Annotated in this window: 12 protein-coding genes and 8 pseudogenes; 9 read left to right on the top strand and 11 right to left on the bottom strand. The window is 47.7% G+C overall.

Annotation, left to right across the window (positions count from 1 at the left end; genetic code table 11):
• Positions 1-92: 92 nt before the first annotated feature.
• Positions 93-1,084: pseudogene (locus MN084_RS06340) on the bottom strand (IS256 family transposase); the annotation flags it as partial.
• Positions 1,085-1,435, bottom strand: a pseudogene (locus MN084_RS06335) (IS30 family transposase); the annotation flags it as partial.
• A gap of 119 nt (positions 1,436-1,554) precedes the next feature.
• On the opposite strand from MN084_RS06335, the pseudogene MN084_RS19380 reads away from it, so the two are divergent.
• The 3 genes and pseudogenes from MN084_RS19380 (at position 1,555) to MN084_RS06310 (ending at position 3,589) form a co-directional block, all read left to right on the top strand.
• Positions 1,555-2,875, top strand: a pseudogene (locus MN084_RS19380) (IS5 family transposase).
• Between the two features lie 27 nt (positions 2,876-2,902).
• Positions 2,903-3,253: pseudogene (locus MN084_RS06315) on the top strand (IS30 family transposase); the annotation flags it as partial.
• 69 nt (positions 3,254-3,322) lie between these two features.
• Positions 3,323-3,589, top strand: coding sequence for a hypothetical protein (locus MN084_RS06310; protein WP_330178429.1), 267 nt, complete (start codon positions 3,323-3,325; stop codon positions 3,587-3,589).
• 142 nt (positions 3,590-3,731) lie between these two features.
• On the opposite strand, the pseudogene MN084_RS06305 reads toward MN084_RS06310, so the two are convergent.
• Positions 3,732-4,979 (bottom strand): annotated as a pseudogene (locus tag MN084_RS06305) (IS256 family transposase).
• 97 nt (positions 4,980-5,076) lie between these two features.
• On the opposite strand from MN084_RS06305, the gene MN084_RS06300 reads away from it, so the two are divergent.
• The 3 genes from MN084_RS06300 (at position 5,077) to MN084_RS06290 (ending at position 6,264) form a co-directional block, all read left to right on the top strand.
• Positions 5,077-5,685, top strand: coding sequence for a DUF6159 family protein (locus MN084_RS06300; RefSeq protein WP_320416463.1), 609 nt, complete (start codon positions 5,077-5,079; stop codon positions 5,683-5,685).
• A gap of 251 nt (positions 5,686-5,936) precedes the next feature.
• Positions 5,937-6,089, top strand: coding sequence for a transposase (locus MN084_RS06295; protein WP_445083897.1), 153 nt, complete (start codon positions 5,937-5,939; stop codon positions 6,087-6,089).
• A complete protein-coding gene (locus tag MN084_RS06290; RefSeq protein ID WP_241086777.1) occupies positions 6,061-6,264 on the top strand; it encodes a hypothetical protein in 204 nt (67 codons plus the stop codon). The genes MN084_RS06295 and MN084_RS06290 overlap by 29 nt, the downstream gene beginning before the upstream one ends.
• A gap of 241 nt (positions 6,265-6,505) precedes the next feature.
• On the opposite strand, the gene hemN is transcribed toward MN084_RS06290, so the two are convergent.
• The 4 genes from hemN to MN084_RS06270 all read right to left on the bottom strand — a co-directional run bounded on the left by hemN (position 6,506) and on the right by MN084_RS06270 (position 10,218).
• Positions 6,506-7,891 (bottom strand): oxygen-independent coproporphyrinogen III oxidase, encoded by a 1,386-nt coding sequence (gene hemN / locus MN084_RS06285; protein WP_241086778.1) that lies wholly within the window; start codon positions 7,889-7,891, stop codon positions 6,506-6,508.
• On the bottom strand, positions 7,892-8,212 hold the full coding sequence (locus MN084_RS06280) for a general secretion pathway protein GspF (protein WP_241086779.1): 321 nt from the start codon (positions 8,210-8,212) through the stop codon (positions 7,892-7,894). It lies immediately after the preceding gene.
• A gap of 18 nt (positions 8,213-8,230) precedes the next feature.
• Complete coding sequence (gene prmB, locus MN084_RS06275; RefSeq protein WP_241086780.1) at positions 8,231-9,136, bottom strand: 50S ribosomal protein L3 N(5)-glutamine methyltransferase; 906 nt, start codon at positions 9,134-9,136, stop codon at positions 8,231-8,233.
• Between the two features lie 617 nt (positions 9,137-9,753).
• Positions 9,754-10,218, bottom strand: a complete 465-nt coding sequence (locus tag MN084_RS06270) for an Rrf2 family transcriptional regulator (protein ID WP_241086781.1) — start codon at positions 10,216-10,218, stop codon at positions 9,754-9,756.
• 381 nt (positions 10,219-10,599) lie between these two features.
• Here MN084_RS06270 and MN084_RS06265 point away from each other — a divergent pair.
• Positions 10,600-10,744, top strand: a pseudogene (locus MN084_RS06265) (IS3 family transposase); the annotation flags it as partial.
• 76 nt (positions 10,745-10,820) lie between these two features.
• Positions 10,821-11,899 (top strand): IS3 family transposase gene (locus MN084_RS06260; protein ID WP_330178428.1). Its coding sequence is split into 2 segments (ribosomal slippage): positions 10,821-11,073 and positions 11,073-11,899, totalling 1,080 coding nucleotides; the frame shifts between segments, so codons are not numbered across the junction.
• A 90-nt stretch (positions 11,900-11,989) separates the two neighbouring features.
• Here the strand turns inward: MN084_RS06260 and MN084_RS06255 are convergent.
• Positions 11,990-12,889, bottom strand: a pseudogene (locus tag MN084_RS06255) (IS5 family transposase).
• Between the two features lie 198 nt (positions 12,890-13,087).
• Here MN084_RS06255 and MN084_RS19375 point away from each other — a divergent pair.
• A pseudogene (locus MN084_RS19375) lies at positions 13,088-13,186 on the top strand (IS30 family transposase); the annotation flags it as partial.
• Between the two features lie 276 nt (positions 13,187-13,462).
• Here MN084_RS19375 and trxA read toward each other — a convergent pair.
• The 3 genes from trxA to htpG all read right to left on the bottom strand — a co-directional run bounded on the left by trxA (position 13,463) and on the right by htpG (position 16,750).
• On the bottom strand, positions 13,463-13,831 hold the full coding sequence (gene trxA / locus MN084_RS06250) for a thioredoxin (RefSeq protein WP_241086783.1): 369 nt from the start codon (positions 13,829-13,831) through the stop codon (positions 13,463-13,465).
• Between the two features lie 135 nt (positions 13,832-13,966).
• The gene (gene adk, locus MN084_RS06245) at positions 13,967-14,611 is read right to left on the bottom strand and encodes an adenylate kinase (protein ID WP_241086784.1); all 645 of its coding nucleotides are present in this window, start codon (positions 14,609-14,611) and stop codon (positions 13,967-13,969) included.
• Between the two features lie 231 nt (positions 14,612-14,842).
• A complete protein-coding gene (gene htpG, locus MN084_RS06240) occupies positions 14,843-16,750 on the bottom strand; it encodes a molecular chaperone HtpG (RefSeq protein ID WP_241086785.1) in 1,908 nt (635 codons plus the stop codon).
• Between the last annotated feature and the right edge of the window lie 45 nt (positions 16,751-16,795).

Raw genomic sequence — 16,795 nt, 5'->3', positions numbered from 1 at the left:
AGGGCTGAATCTTTATCCTGAGGGAGTGGTTGGGTGATACTTACTCTCTCGATTAGGGGAAGATCCAATGTTTTAAAAGAGACTGTTCAAAATGTCGTATAAATAACTCGACGAATGTCCTCGGGATAACGAAAATAGACGGATAAGTTATCCCACTTCTTGCGCCATGGTTGAATCACGATGGGGTATTTATCGCCCCAGACTTCCTCAAGATCGTCGAGGGCTGATTCAGCTGCCTCCTTGTTCAGCGCCTTGTAAACACACTAAGGCCAACCAGAAATACCTTCTGGAGCCTGGAGCCTGGAGCCTGGAGCCTGGAGCCTGGAGCCAACGTAGCGTAGCGAGTTGCATATTTGGTAAACAACCTCAGTCTCTGTAAATATTGTTTGTATCGCTTCTGGAAAGCCTGTCAGACCGTCCACGGAAGCAATCAGGATATCGTTCACCTCCAAATTTTGTAAATCACTCAGTACGCCTAACCAGAAATCAGCGCCCTCACTTTCGGACAGGTATAACCCCAGCACTTCTTTTTGCCTTCAATATTCAGCCCAAGAACGGTATAAACAGCGCGATTTTGGTAGCGGCCTTGGGCCCGAACTTTGTAGTGAATTGCGTCCAGCCAAACAAAGGGATAATGCGAATCCAGCGGACGCCGTTGCTAGGCTTTTACAGTATCGATTATTTTGTCGGTTATCGCACTGATTGCTGCGGTAGAGACCGAGATGCCATAGAGATCATGGACATGTTCACTGATATCAGTATAACTCAAGTCCTGGCCATACATCGACAAGATCCTGGTTTCAATCTCATCGCTGACACTGATTTTATGCTTCTTAATAATTTGGGGCTCAAATGTACCGGCCCGGTCACGGGGCGTATTCAGGTCAATACGGCCCTCGCTTGTTTTAAGTGTCTTGCGGGACTTGTCATTCTTGCGGTTAGGCACCACATCATCAGCAATATAGCTTTCCAGCTCAGCGTCAAGAGCAGCCTCGGTGAGCTGCTTTAGTAACGGGGCCAAAACACCCTCTTTCCCGCTAATGGCCTGCTCTAACCGAACGGGCTTTAGGGCTTTAGTGTAGATTCAAGGGGTCGATGCAACACCGTCATTTAGTTTATCTGCAGGAGTAGCGAAGTCCAATGTTTTTCTCGATCGTTGATTGAATTTTTTCACCACGCGATCTAAGTGTGCCTGAGAGTAAATCGATAAGTCTGTTTTCTTCTGAAAGTACTGCCTCAATAGCCGATTTGTATTTTCATTGGTTCCTCTTTGCCATGGACTTTGTGGGTCACAAAAGTAGATTTTTGCATCTGTTGCCATAGTAAATTTCTTGTGACCGGCAAGCTCCATCCCCCTATCCCAAGTTAATGACTGTACCAGCTTGTCTGGAAGTTTTTTAACCTGTTTCGTGAGTGCGGAAACAACCGAATTAGTCGACCCTGAAATATTCATAACGCAATGATTTATATAAAATAAGCGTCTAAATTTGATAAAATAAACGTCCGTGAAAGGGGTAAAAGCAGAGAAAAACTGGACGAAACAGAGGTGGATAATTGAGCAAAGCCAAGACAGCCAATCCCAACCAGCAAAGTTTCCTGCACCAGAACTTACTGGATCAGCTGAACCCCAAGCATCCACTTTTGCTATTGGCCAGACAGATAGACTGGTTATATTTTGATGCTGAATTTGCCCCGCTTTATTCTCATCGTGGAAAGCCCTCAAAACCCATCCGCCTAATGGTGGGCCTCTCGATACTCAAGCATCTGGAAGACCTCAGTGACGAGGTTCTGATTCAACGCTGGATACAAAATCCCTACTACCAGTAGTTTTACGGGTGAGATCGAATTCCAATGGCAACTTCCTTGTGATCCCTCCGACCTGACTTACTTCAGAAAGCGTATTGGCAAAGAAGGTTTTGAAAAGGTCCTGGCTACCTCTATCGCCTTACATCAAGAAAAGGCGATCGAAGATGAAATGTGTATCGACACTACCGTACAAGAGAAAAACATTACCTTTCCAACTGATGCAAAGCAGTACCGAAAGATACACGGGCAGTTACTCAAGATGGCCCGAGCAGAAGGTATCGTGCTCAGTCGAAGCCATGAGAAGGAAGTAAAAATTCTCAAGCTCCCCACCCGATTTGCCACACATCCGAGGAATCGTAAAAAGGAACGTAAGGCCGTCAAGCGATTAAAGACCATCAGCGGCCGATTACTGCGTGAAATACAGCGTAAGATGACCGGAGAACAACAGAAATTCTATGCAGAAAAGTTCGCCCTGTACCAGCGCATGCTGAATCAGAAGCGTGCTGATAAAAACAAGTTGTACAGCCTACATGAACCTCATGTTTACTGTATGAGCAAAGGTAAGGCCCCCGCAACGTTATGAGTTTGGCACCAAGGCATCAATCACCACCACAAGGGACGCGGGCATTGTGATTGGTGCCCTGGCTTTTGAGAAGAATGTATTTGATGGTCACACCGTACCTGAGGTCTTGGCACAGGTGAAACGTCTCATCAATCGAGTACCCAAAGTGGGTATTGCTGATCGAGGTTATCGGGGCAAATCAAAGGTTAATGACACCCAGATAGTAACGCCAAAGCCTGCTAGGAAGAATACCTCAGGAGAAGCCATGGCATTAGCCAGAAAACGTTTCAGAAGACGAGCTGGCATTGAGCCTGTGGTCACTTAAAGAGTGACCACAGGCTAAAAAGAAACTTTCTTAAAGGCTTTGCCGGGGATCAGATTAACTTGCTTATGGCGGCGGCTGCCTTCAACTTCAGAAAATGGATGAGGGAGGTTCTTTTTGTGCTGAAAAATATCATGTCCATACTGTTGTTCCTGTTTGCAAAACAGAAACAACAGTATTATTAAGTGCCTGGAATGAATATTTCAGGGTCGACTAATTCGGTTGTTTCCGCACTCACGAAACAGGTTAAAAAACTTCCAGACAAGCTGGTACAGTCATTAACTTTGGATAGGGGGATGGGGCTTGCCGGTCACAAGAAATTTACTATGGTGACAGATGCAAAAGTCTACTTTTGTGACCCACAAAGTCCATGGCAAAGAGGGACCAATGAAAATACAAATCGGCTATTGATGCAGTACTTTCCGAAGAAAACAGACTTGTCGATTTACTCTCAGGTACAATTAGATCCCGTGGCGAAAAAACTCAATCAACGACCGAGAAAAACATTGGACTTCGCTACTCCTGCAGATAAACTAAATGACGGTGTTGCATCGATCCCTTGAATCTATATCAGCCTTCTTCGCCAAAGAAATGAAATAAAACATCAGTTTATTCAGTGTCACTCAGCCCAGTTGCCGGTTAACCGCTTATGCCAAATGGTTGGATTGAGTCGATCAAGCTACTACGCGTGGGTTGAGCGGCCTGCCCTGTTAATCAGCGCTGAAGAGTTACAGCTTTATCGCCGAGCTAAAGCCTTGTTTGCAGCAAGCCGCCAAAGTCTGGGCTCCAGAGAGCTAATGAAAAAACTGCGCGAAGAAGGCTTCTCTATTGGCCGCTATCGAACGAAAACTGTGATACGTAAGCTAGGGGCTGCGCGTCACACAGCGTACCGCCTATAGAGTCACGACAAACCGTCAGCATAGCGATGCAGTAGCGGATAACTTGTTGAATCAGAACTTTAATCCGGTCGCCGCCAATGATGTTTTGGCCGGTGATATTACCTACTAAGTTATAGTCAAATCTGGTGTTTAGCCAGTTGAATCAAGCGGCGATCTGATCGACTCCTGCTACCTCAACACCCTCTTTAAATTTGATTCCGGTTATCACCTTCGCTAGGTAATCGAAACCCCGTAATCGTCTCCACGTCTTCCCGGCACACAGGCCGAGTTTGAACATCATGTGTAGCATGCCGTCACGCGATAGGCAGCCCTTGGAACGCCTGGTTCGATGGCGGATTGTCCCGAAGGTGGATTCAATCGGATTGCTGGTCCGAATACTCTGCCAATGCTGCGCAGAAAATTGATAGAAAGCCATCAGTTCCTCTCGGTCTTTGTGCAGACAGATGGCAGCCTTCGGATACTTTGGCTCATACGTTTTGATAAACAGATCAAAGGCCTTTTCCACATCGGCCTGGGTCTCCGCCTGCCAGATGTTGTGCAGTGCCTGCTTCGCTTTCGGCTGAGCTGACCTTGGCAGGCAGTTCAGCACGTTCATGGTTTTGTGCATCCAGCAGCGCTGCTGACGCGTCTCTGGATACACTTCCTCCAGCGCAGCCCAGAATCCCATGGCACCGTCACCGATCGCCAATTTTGGCGGGGTCAGTCCGCGTGACTTCAGTTTCAACAGTACCTCCAGCCAGCTCTGTGTAGACTCCCGTACACCATCCTCAATTGCCAGAAAATGCTTCTCACCACGCTCATTCACGCCGATCACCACCAGGGCACACAGCTTCGTCTGCTCTGCTCTCTGCCCGCTGTAGACACCGTCTGCCCACACATACACCCAATGGCCCTTATCCAGGCGCTCCTCGCACCCGCTCCGATATTCTTCTGTCCAGACCTGCTTCAGACGCGATACCCTGCCGGCCGACAAGCCTGTTGCATCCGGAACCACCAGCACTTTCAGGGCTTCACCCATCTCTCCACTGGAAATCCTCTTCAGGTAGAGCCACGGCAGTGCCGCTTCCAGTGAATTCGTCTTGCGTACATACGGCGGCACCAGAGCTGATCGGAACGTCACCGGCTCGCCGGTCTTCGCGCGAACTTTGGGGATCTTGACCGTGACCGGCCCTAATCCTGTCTGCAGTTTACGAGCTGGCAGGTGACCATTACGCACCACACCCACCTTGCCATCCTCTGTCCGTCGCTCGACGTGCTCCGCCAACAGCTCCAGCAGCTCGGCCTCCACCGCCTAGTAGATCAACTGCTCTGCACCACTTCTCAGCAACTTTGTCAGCGGATCGATAATCGTATCGAGACCTGCCAGCTTAACAACGTTATTCTTACTCATGGTCGCGTATCTCTAATGGTTGTTTTGATGTCTCGCAACAACAAATCAACCAGATACCCCGCTCTTTTTCAATTCCTTTCAAACAACACTTTCAGTTATAACTCCAGCAGTCATCCATGCCGCTTCCTATCGGCTGGACGGCCATGACCCGGCCCTAAAAAAAACCCTGGAGGCTGCTGTAAATAACCTCTCGGCCATTGTCAAATGGAGTTTCCTGCAAACCGGCGTGCTGTTTCTTCTGCAACTCCTGGAGAACTGGTTGGAAGAAAAAGAGGTGTTCTTTGCCTCATTCATAACAAAGGCTGTGGGCGTTGCCTGGAACCTAGTCACTTTTTTGATGCTGCCTGTGATCATGCTGGAGCATAACGGCATCATTCGAGGCGTTGAGCGTTCCTGGCAGCTTTTCAAAAAAAGTTGGGGAGAGCAAGTTGTCGGCACCGTCGGGTTCGACTTGCAGGGCCTTATCATATTTATACCTTTCACCATTGCAGCCATTATGCTTGCTGTGACAATGGATACGCTTCAGGCAGGTATATACACATTCCTGGGAGGAATCGGTTTGATGCAGGTCATCTCCTCTGGACTGCATGGTGTTTGGCAGGCTGCTCTCTATCACTATGCATTGAGTAAACAGTCACCCGCCGACTTTATAGAGAATGATTTTTCCACGGCCTTTAAATCGAAGCTGATTCGGCATAGACGTTAAAAGCTTTAGGGAGCCTCTAAAAACCTTACAAAATCAATGATAATAGTAACCAACTCAACCAACCATTGATAAAAGCCATGCAACCAAGTTTTTGATCATCAAGACCAGCTTGAATCCCTTGAGCAACTGGGAGACCCGCTGCCAAGGCTGGAAAGGACCGTAGACTGGGAGGCTTTTCGGGTATTGTTGGGCTCAGTTTATAAAAACAGTGATCCCTGTAAAGGTGGCGTCCACCTTACGATGCGGTACTGATGTTCAAGGTGTTGGTCCTACAGCATTTATTCAATCTGAACGATGATCAAACAGAGTTCAAAATATGGGATCGTCATAGCTTTTGTCGTTTTCCTGGGCTAAGCCCGGAGGGTAAGGTACCCGATGCTAAAACAGTTTTGGAGATTGAATGAACGGGAGCAAGAGGCAAACCGAAAACGATCAAGAGTTCAGGCTCGAGTTGAGCACGTGTTTGCCCAGCATGCCAATCGACTAGTGCGTAACATCAAGCAAGTTAGGGTCGGCGTGAACATTGGTATGATGAATTTGATGCACAACATGCATCGATTGGTGTGGCTAGCCGGATGAAGCAAAGCATGGATCTGGATATTGCCAGAAAAATGAGCGTGAAGATGCCGGGCTCTCCAGGTTTGCTAGAGAGAGACTATTGGCCTTTGTCGTGTTTTTAGAGGTTCCCTTTAGCTGAATGGCAGTTTTTGGTGCCCATGAACATTGCTTTCACCACAAATATAACAATTTGAATAAGCGATGAGAGTTCTTCGCTTCCTTCGTGGTAAATTGTCGGACTATGGACAAACACTTCTTAGACTCAGATAACTTTCGAGAAAATCTTCTGCTGAGCAGCCGGTGGAAGGTATTGATCAAAAGCCATGCAGATATTGCGGATCAGCAGACGACCTCGGGGCAGCACCTTGATGCCCTGCTCATCCAAAGACAACAACCCATCCTCAGCCATACCCTGTAATTTTGGTAGGTCCGCTGAGAAGTAGCTACCAAAGTCGATATTCCAGGCATCGGCTATAGCTGCATAATCGAGCTGAAAATGGCAAATCAACCGGGTGATCACATCCTGGCGAACCATATCGTCCCGATTCAGTTCCAGGCCGCGGAAAACCGCCACCTGCCCACTATCTATGCACTGATAGTACTCATCCAACCCACGCAGATTCTGGCTATAAGTGGAGCCGATCATGCCGATTGAGGTAATTCCCATGGCGACAAGATCACACTCCGCATGGGTGGAGTAGCCCTGAAAATTACGGTACAAAGTGCCATCCCGCTGTGCGATAGCCAGTTCATCATCCGGACGAGCAAAGTGGTCCATTCCAATATAAACATATCCCGCTGCCGATAAATGCTCGATCGTCATCTGCAGTATCTCCAGTTTTACCCCGGCTGGAGGCAACTCATCTTCATTGATCCTGCGTTGGGGCTTGAATATCTGCGGCAGATGAGCGTAGTTAAAAACCGATAGACGATCCGGCCCGACCTCAATAATCCGATCCAGAGTACGCGTAAAACTCTCAGCGGTTTGAAATGGTAGACCGTAAATAAGATCGATACTTACCGAGCGATAGCCACTATTCCGTGCAGCCTCGATTACCGCCATGGTCTCGGCCTCGGACTGAATGCGGTTAACCGCCTTCTGCACCTTGTCATCGAGATCCTGCACACCAAGACTAAGACGGTTAAAACCAACATCTCTCAGGAGCTTGATGGTCTCTGCTGTTGCCTCTCTGGGATCGATCTCAATGGAGTACTCCCCGGTATCGTCATCTGCCAGAGTAAAATGCTCACCGGTAACCCGCATCAATTCCCGCATCTGCTCGTGACTGATAAAGGTGGGTGTACCGCCACCCCAGTGCAGTTGCACCATTTTACGGCTGGAATCAAATAGCTCGCCCTGCATGGCGATCTCTTTATATACCCGGGCAAGATAATCCGTCCCCATACTGCGGTCTTTAGTCGCAACCTTGTTACAGGCACAGTAGAAACAGATGGTGTCGCAAAAAGGAATATGAAAATAGAGCGATAGAGGACTACCCTCCTGATTGCTCTCTGCAGCTATTTTGCGATACTCCGTCTCGCCAAAATTCTCATGAAACTGAGGGGCTGTCGGATAAGAGGTATACCGGGGGCCGGCATAATCATATTTATTGATCAGTGAAAAGTCAAAAACCAGTGACTGATCCATTCAGTTGTCCTTGTCCAGATCAAGTCCTTTGCGATGGGTCTCATTGATCTGTTTCAGTAGTACATGGAAAGGTATTTCATCCGCATGGAGATTCGCCACTTCCATAAAGGTAAGATCTTCCAGCCCAAAAGCGTACTCTCCCTTGCACATCGCATCATAGATGGCGTCGATACCCTCCTCCAGCGACCCAAGAAAAAGTGGAAAACGACCAAGCTCTTCCATCTCAAAAAGAAGACACTCTTTGAGATCGCCTATCTCGAATTTTGCCTGTTTAACCCACTCTGCATACTCTTCAGGAGTACGTGCACGCTGTAACGCCATATTTCACCCTAACCTTATTCAAAAGTCTGTCTGATATTCAATCAACTGCTCAGCGGTTAATAGGAAAACGCTATGCCCTCCCCGTTCGAACTCGATCCAGAGGAAAGGGACACGGGGATAACGTTCTACCAACGCCTCAGCGCTGTTGCCAACTTCGATCATCAGAATCCCGCTAGGTTCCAGAAATTCAGAGACCTGTTGTAATATTATTGCAACTATATCCAGCCCCTCTTCACCTGCGGCCAACCCCAATACCGGTTCTTGATGATACTCGATGGGAAGCCCTTCCATCTCATCCATGCTCACATAGGGGGGGTTACTGACAATCAGGTCATAACGCCATCCTTTCAATCCATCGAAAAGATTAGAAAGAATAGGCTCGACCCGGCCCTCCAACCCATGCCGTTGAACATTAATACGGGCCACATCCAGCGCCCCGGGAGATATATCCACGGCATCCACACTGGCATTCTGAAAACAGTGTGCGCAGCCGATAGCAATACATCCGCTGCCGGTACAGAGGTCCAGCACTCTGCCTACCGAATCAGCCCGAATCCAGGGCTCAAAGCCAGACTCAATCAACTCCGCTATGGGTGAGCGTGGAACCAGCACATCCTCATTCACATAGAAATCGAGTCCGGCAAATATCATCTTATTGGTGAGATAGGCGGCAGGCACCCGTTTGTCGATACGGCGCATCAACAGTTCCAGTACCTGCTCCTGCTCTTGAGGCGTTAATCGCGCATCGAGGTAAGCGGCGGGGAGATCCCCTGGCAAGTGAAGCGCATGCAGCACCAGAATAGCCGCCTCATCAAGGGCATTATCGGTTCCATGACCGAAGAACAGCCCTGCCTCGCTGAAACGGCTCATACCCCAACGAATAAAATCCCGCGGAGTCAACAGGCTTTCGGTCTCCGTAGTCATTGTTTCCGGTCTCTTTCAAAGAGCGCGAATAATAGCCCATTTGCGTGATCGGTGCTAAGCTGCCCGCATCATCTTCCACTGGTATTAAAGACCCTCAAGCAACTCACATATCAGATATATACACTACATTGGCCCCTCTTTATCTTCTCAAGCCCTCTTTAAATTGCCTTAATAACAGCAATGATTTGGCTTTTATAGAACTGTGGGCCGGTGAACAAAAAAATAAGCGGGGTCTCTAGAGAAACATGAAATTTCTCAAAACACCCAAATTTCAGACAGCCACCGCACTGCTCCTGGCGATACTTCCGTTTGCCGATGTATTCAGCCTCAGCATGATAGCTATCGAAGAGCAGCGCAACTGCAACACCAAATGTGTCTTCGATCTCGTGATTCGTTTTTGGGACATCCTAGTCCCCAACGTGCCGCCGCGCCACACCATCGTTTCACTCTGCGCAGAGGCTACGCAGCACTCCCGCAAATGGCCGGACGCCGTACTCGGAAGCCCACTTTACTCCCCCTCTTGCGCTATCGCACGTTGGGTAAGCAGTGCGACCTCACGGCCACCGGGGTCTACCGGCCTTCGCTTCGCTCTACCATGGCTGGCAGCGCCGATACCTCTATCCCGACATGACGCTGGAGACAACGTCCTGACTCTTTCGCACACAACCGCTCTCGAGAAGTCCACCACGTTCCACCAACTCTGAGAGTGTAATTCCCTGGAGGAATTTATAAATCTCATTACTCAGATCGTCCCACAAGTTATGGGTCATGCAGCGCTTGCCATCCTGGCAATCACGATTTCCGCCGCACCGTGTAAACTCCACCCATTCATCCACTGCACAAATGATGTCGGCAATAGAGATTTCATCTGCGGCACGCCCAAGGTAGTAACCACCACCTGGGCCTCTCACGCCTTTAACCAACTGCTTGCTTCTAAGACAGGCAAAGAGCTGCTCCAAATAGGAGAGAGAGATCCCTTGAGTCTCGGATATCTCGGCAAGAGTTACAGGGCCTTCGTTGCCATGCAGGCTCAAATCCAGCATTGCGGTTACTGCATAGCGTCCTTTTGTAGAAAGTCTCATGATCTTGATCTCAGTTCGGATTAATTTCCCTGTTATTCGCTAGTGATAATAAACCTAGCATTAACCAACTGAAACTGTCAAGTATTATTTGTAACGACTCTAAATTTTGTATTTCGGCTAATTCTTTCTTGAAAGGGGCAAACAAACAGGGAATGGATACCTTAATTAGTCGACCCTAAAATATTCATTCCAGGCACTTAATAATACTGTTGTTTCTGTTTTGCAAACCAGGAACAACAGTATGGACATGATATTTTTCAGCACAAAAAGAACCTCCCTCATCCATTTTCTGAAGTTGAAAGAAGTGTATCCCATTAGTCGGACAGGCATACGGACAGTTTAAGTGACTTCTGCAACAATGTTGAAAGACAGGAGCAGAAGATGAGAAGAAAACGTAGAAACCATAAACCCAGTTTTAAAGCCAAGGTAGCTATTGCTGCCTTGAAAGGAGATCTGACTATGGCGGAACAATCAGATCACAGAATGGAAAAAGCTGTTACTGGAAAATGCAGATCGTGCTTTTGGAGGCGACCTTTCCCCCAGAAATAGAGCCATGACAAGGATGAGATTTCCAATTAGTCTGTGTATTAGGAGATCTCAAGATGAAGAAGAAGCGTTACAGAGAAGAGCAAATTATTGGTGCCATCAAGCAGCATGAGTCAGGGGTAAAAGTTGATGACATTTGTCGTCAGTTCGGCATTTCAACCGGGTGCTTTTATAACTGGCGAAGCAAGTACGCCGGGATGGATGTCTCAGAAGCCAAACGGCTCAAAGAGCTTGAAAGCGAAAACAACAAGCTTAAGAAGTTACTTGCCGAGAAAATGCTTGAAGCTGAGGCGATGAAGGATGTGCTCTCAAAAAAGTGGTAAAGCCTGCTGATAGAAAACAAATCGTGAGCTACCTTAAGTCGCGGTTCAAATTAAGTGAGCGTAGAGCTTGCCAATTAGTAGGCTTAAGTAGAACCGCTTTTCGGTACGTTACTCAATGGGGAAAAGATGAGCCTCTACGCAAACGGTTACTTGAGCTGGCAAAAAAGCATCCGAGTTATGGTTATTTGTTTTTACATGGCCTCCTGAGAGGAGAGGGGCTTGTGAAAAACAAGAAGCGGACCTACCGAGTCTATAACGAAGAAGGTCTTCAAGTGAAGACTAAAAAACGCAAGAAGATAATACGACCAAGAATACCGATGATTATGCCCATTGGTAAAAACATACGCTGGTCAATGGGTTTTGTCAGTGATCAGTTGGCTAATGGTCGCCGCTTTCGAGTATTTAATGTGATTGATGATTACTCAAGAGAAGTTATTGGCCAGCTCTCTGACTTCTCGATCAATGGTCACCAGGTCGCTCGTTTTTTAACTCAGCTGATTGAGCTAAGGAGCGCTCCGGATCAAATAATCTGCGACAACGGTACTGAGTTTACTAGCAAGGCGATGTTCTACTGGCAAAAAGAAAGTGGCGTTAAGCTAGGTTTTATTCAGCCAGGTAAGCCTACTCAGAATGCGTTTGTAGAAAGCTTAAACGGTAAATTCAGAAATGAATGCTTAAATCAGCATTGGTTCAGGTCCATTGATGACGCTAGACATGAAATTGATCAATGGCGAGAGCACTACAATCACGTGCGGCCTCATAGCGCATTAAATTATTTGTCACCTGTGGCCTTTGTGAATAGGGCCGCTTAGAATGAATTATCTCATCCAAGTCTTGGTATTAAGATGGGGGGAAGGTCAATCTCACTTTTGGCCATTCTGGGATTATCAGGCGAAACTTGCCTACTTAATGGCTAATAAATGCCCCTTAGCCAGTATCAGGTTAATCAAGGCGCACTTGGTAAATACACAATGGGCATTTTTCTCCAGCCCGCGATAGAGAACCTTAGCAAAACCAAACTGCCGCTTCATTACACCAAACACATGCTCTGCTCTGGCGCGTGTTTTGGATTTGTATCGATTCGCCGATTGCTCTTGTGCCGTTAATGGTCGATTACGACAGGCTTCTTTCTGAGTAAAATCTTTGGCCTTTGGTGCATGCTCTGTCAGCTTGTCTTTCTGTCCGGCATAAGCAGAATCTCCCCATACGTATGTTTCGTTCCCATGCACTAGGTCAGTACCTGCGATTCATGGACATTGGCCGGTGTCACCGCGGTTGAGTGGATCAGTTTGGTTTTACTGCCCACGACAATATGGGCCTTCATGCCAAAGTACCATTGGTTACCTTTACGAGTTTGATGCATATCAGGATCACGGCTTTTTTCTTTGTTCTTCGTTGAACTCGGCGCATTGATGATCGTGGCATCAACAAGGGTTCCCCGGTTGAGCTTCATACCATTCTCAGCCAAGTGAACATTGGCTAGGCGGAATAGCTCATCCCCCAGGTTATTTCTTTCCATTAGATGGCGAAAATTGCAGATAGTTGTCTCATCCGGTGCGGGTTCATTACTCAGATCAATACTGGCGAACTTACGCATGGCGGGGAATCATAGAGTGCTTCTTCTGCTGCAGGGTCAGAGAGCTCAAACCAGTGCTGCAGAAAGTGGATGCGTAGCATGCGCTCTAGCCCAATGGGCTTTCTGCGGCCTCTTTCGGATTTGGGTAATGGGGTGCTATGACTTCGCAAAGTTCTTTCCAGGGTATGATTTGCTCCATCTCATCGAGAAACGACTCCTTACGGATCTTTTTTTGGTATTTCTCAAAACCCGTGGCTTCTAAAGCTTTGCTGTTTCATCATTTTCCTGACACTGGTGATCAATAGGATGATGGTATACGATTTCTCGAATTAATCAGAGTTGCCCTAATTCTATTATTCATAAACTGGGTAATTCCAGAAAAATGACTATGATGAGGACAGCTTATCTTTTAACCATCTACCCATTGGGACGTCACAAATCAACCCTTAGTCGTGAGATCAGGCGCAATACGGGCCTTAGGGGCTATCGTCCTAAGCAGGGCCCAGCATTGACTAATAAACGCCATCAGCAAGGTTAGGACTCATATCAATGAGTGGCGCTTGGCTTGTGTTGTTGAGCAGTTGATCAATCTGGAATGGAACCTGAAACAGATCAGCCTGTGACTTAAGGAGCCTCTGATCAATTCATGAATCGGTGTCTGACGGCTAAAATCTCCCGGCTCTGCGCTAAAAATTTTAACAATAGCCAACTATTACCGGCAATTTCCGCCTTGATCCGGAAAACGTCAACTCGTCATCCATCCGATCCAGAATTAATCAGAGGCTCCACAAATATTAAATCAGACGCTGCCTGATTCTTCCACAATCTGGCGATGGACTTCTGCCATATCGAGTCCACTGGCCTTTTCTATCAGGTCGCGAAATCCACTCTCAGGCAGAGCACCCGCCTGACTGAAAATAATCACTTTTTCCCTGAATATCATCAGCGTTGGAATCGAGCGTATCTGGAAATGCATGGCAATATCCTGCTCATCTTCCGTATTCACTTTTGCAAACACGATATTAGGATGATCATCCGAAACACTTTCATAGGTCGGCGCAAAGGAGCGACAAGGTCCACACCAAGGAGCCCAAAAATCTACAATAACAAAATCGCTACCGGAGATGGTATTTTCAAACACTTCTTGGGTCAGTTCAATTACGGCCACGCCAGATCCTCTGTCAGAAACAACATAATATCGAACGACATTATCAGAGTTTTCTAATGAATTAACATCTCGTTTTCAGGCAATAAAAAACCGGAAAAATGGCCGGTTTTTACTGTATTTACTTGAGTAAAACAATCAGCCTAAGGCATTAAATATGCTCTCAGTGATCTGGCTCACACCGCCAACACCTGGAATATTATGGTATTTAAGCGCACCAGTTTCAGCCAGTTTAGAGTAGAAATCGACCAGCGGTTCTGTCTGATCATGGTAGACATTGAGACGAGCCTTAACAGTCTCTTCCTGATCATCATCACGCTGGATCAGCGGTTCGCCGGTAACATCATCCCTGCCTTCCTCTTTGGGGGGATTGAAGGTGACGTGGTAAGTACGGCCCGATGCCATGTGAACCCGGCGGCCGCCCATACGGCTGATAATCTCTTCATCAGGAACATCGATCTCAACGACGGCATCAACCTCAACACCCGCCTCTTTCAGAGCTTCTGCCTGGGGGATAGTCCGTGGAAAACCATCAAACAGGAAGCCGTTCTTGCAGTCATCCTCAGTAATGCGCACTTTCACCATGCCCATGATGATGTCATCAGAGACCAGGCCACCCTCGTCCATGATCTTTTTTGCGGCAACACCAAGCTCACTGCCTGCTTTAACGTGGGCACGCAACATATCACCCGTTGAGATCTGTGGGATGTTGTATTTTTCTTTAATTTGGTTGGCTTGGGTGCCTTTACCGGCGCCAGGGCCGCCGAGCAGAATTACGCGCATTTGAGTGCTCCTCGTCTGTTATTGTCACTTGGGATCGGCCGAGTCTGCCACAGCCGCCTTGCGACTGCTATTCGAGTGTCTAAATAGATAAATACATAGAGTTTATGATGAATCTCGTTCATCAAACAATCTCACCAGGATTTACAACGAATTTCGCCAATCATCAGACGCTAAGCTATCAACACAAGTTACTGACAACCTAGCTACCCTGACGATTCCAACTGTTCTTTGTCAGTCAGAGAGACTGATTATCAGCTTGTTAAGCCGGCGAACGAAGGTTGCTGGATCCTCCAACTGGCCACCCTCGGCAAGGGTCGCCTGATCCAACAGAACTCTCGCCAGATCTGCAAACAGATCCTCATCCGGCTCCTGGTCCATCTTCTCTACCAGAGGATGAGTGGGGTTGAGCTCCAGTATCGGTTCACTCTTCGGTGCATCCTGACCCATCTGTTGCAGCACCCGCTGCAGATTAGCACTCATATCGTAGTCGCCTACCACCAGACAAGCCGGAGAATCGGTCAGACGATGACTGATTCGCACCTCTTTCACCTGCCCTTCCAGCACCTTGCCGACACGCTCGACCAAACCCTTATGCTCTTCAGCCTCTTTCTCCTGCTGCTCCCTGGACTCAGTATCATCCAGTTCATCCAGGTCAAGCTGGCCTTTGGCCACTGATTGCAGATGTTTTCCTTTGTAATCAATGAAATGGGATATTAGCCATTCATCAACCCGATCACACAACAATAGGACCTCAACATCTTTCTGTTTGAATATTTCCAGATGAGGACTGTGCTCGGCTGCAGCATGACTGTCGGCAGTAATGAAGTAGATCTTCTCCTGCTTCTCCTGCATCCGCTCAATATAGTCATCCAGGGAGACCGTCTCCTCCTTGCCCTCTGATTTGGTCGTTGAAAACCGGAGCAGTCCGGCGATTTTTTCCTTATTCACACTATCTTCTGCCGGCCCTTCTTTCATCACCTTGCCGAATTCATTCCAGAATTTTTGGTACTGTTCGACATCGTTTTTCGCCATTTTTTCCAGCAGAGAGAGAATACGCTTCACGCTGGCTGTGCGAATACTATCGATTTTCTTATCGTGCTGAAGAATCTCACGCGAAACATTCAACGGCAGGTCATCAGAATCGACTATACCCTTTACAAAGCGCAGGTAGTGCGGAATCAGCTTGTCCGCCTCGTCCATAATGAATACCCGGCGGACATAGAGTTTCACACCATGCTTCTGATCCCGATCCCAAAGATCAAAAGGGGCGCGGCCGGGAATATAGAGCAGAGAGGTATACTCATTGGTTCCTTCCACCCGGTTATGGACATGGGCCAGAGGATCTTCAAAATCGTGACCTATATGCTTATAGAAATCGTTGTACTCCTCATCCTTGATCTCTGACTTGTTCCGCATCCAGAGAGCCACGCCTTTATTGACCTGCTCCCACTCGGGTGCTTTCTTCTCTTTGTCATCATCCTGCTCAAGCTGCTCCTCCAGCATTTCGATCGGGATGGAGATGTGATCTGAAAATTTGCTGATGACGTTTCGCAGGCGAAAACCTTCAAGAAATTCGCTCTCGTCCTCTTTGAGATGGAGAGTAATATCAGTACCACGTTCTGCCTTCTCGATAGTTTCGATGATATAGGAGCCTTCACCGCCAGAGACCCACATCACCCCATGCTCACTACTCAGACCGGCACGGCGGGTAGTCAACGTCACCTTGTCCGCGACGATAAAAGCGGAGTAAAAACCTACCCCGAACTGGCCAATAAGCTGATTGTCCTGATTTTGATCGCTGTTCATCGCCTCAAGAAATTTACGGGTTCCCGAACTGGCAATCGTACCGATGGTCTCGGTGACTTCCTGGCGGCTCATGCCGATACCATTATCGGAGATAGTGACTGTTTTACGCTCTTTGTCGAAAGAGACTCTGATCCTGAGGTTGGGCTCATTCTCGTACAGCGCATCATCCGTCAACGCCTCAAAACGCAATTTTTCAGCAGCATCCGATGCATTCGAGATCAATTCACGCAGGAAGATCTCCTTATTACTGTATAGAGAGCGAATTACCAGATTCAGAACCTGGCTGACTTCAGCTTGAAACTCCATCGTCTCCTTGTGTGCATCAACAGTCATAATATCTTTGTCTCCTGAACTGGCTAAGTGGAAATTGAACTGGTA

Source organism: Candidatus Vondammii sp. HM_W22 (assembly GCF_022530855.2).
Lineage (GTDB): Bacteria > Pseudomonadota > Gammaproteobacteria > Chromatiales > Chromatiaceae > Vondammii.
This window is presented reverse-complemented; position numbering and strand designations above follow the sequence as displayed.

What these genes read in the sequence shown, in the direction of transcription:
- MN084_RS06270 (WP_241086781.1), bottom strand. Translation starts at nt 10,218, where the DNA reads ATGAGACTTTCTACAAAAGGACGCTATGCAGTAACCGCAATGCTGGAT.
- prmB (WP_241086780.1), bottom strand. Translation starts at nt 9,136, where the DNA reads ATGACTACGGAGACCGAAAGCCTGTTGACTCCGCGGGATTTTATTCGT.
- MN084_RS06290 (WP_241086777.1), top strand. Translation starts at nt 6,061, where the DNA reads ATGCTAAAACAGTTTTGGAGATTGAATGAACGGGAGCAAGAGGCAAAC.
- MN084_RS06280 (WP_241086779.1), bottom strand. Translation starts at nt 8,212, where the DNA reads ATGGCGTTACAGCGTGCACGTACTCCTGAAGAGTATGCAGAGTGGGTT.
- htpG (WP_241086785.1), bottom strand. Translation starts at nt 16,750, where the DNA reads ATGACTGTTGATGCACACAAGGAGACGATGGAGTTTCAAGCTGAAGTC.
- adk (WP_241086784.1), bottom strand. Translation starts at nt 14,611, where the DNA reads ATGCGCGTAATTCTGCTCGGCGGCCCTGGCGCCGGTAAAGGCACCCAA.
- MN084_RS06295 (WP_445083897.1), top strand. Translation starts at nt 5,937, where the DNA reads ATGTTCAAGGTGTTGGTCCTACAGCATTTATTCAATCTGAACGATGAT.
- hemN (WP_241086778.1), bottom strand. Translation starts at nt 7,891, where the DNA reads ATGGATCAGTCACTGGTTTTTGACTTTTCACTGATCAATAAATATGAT.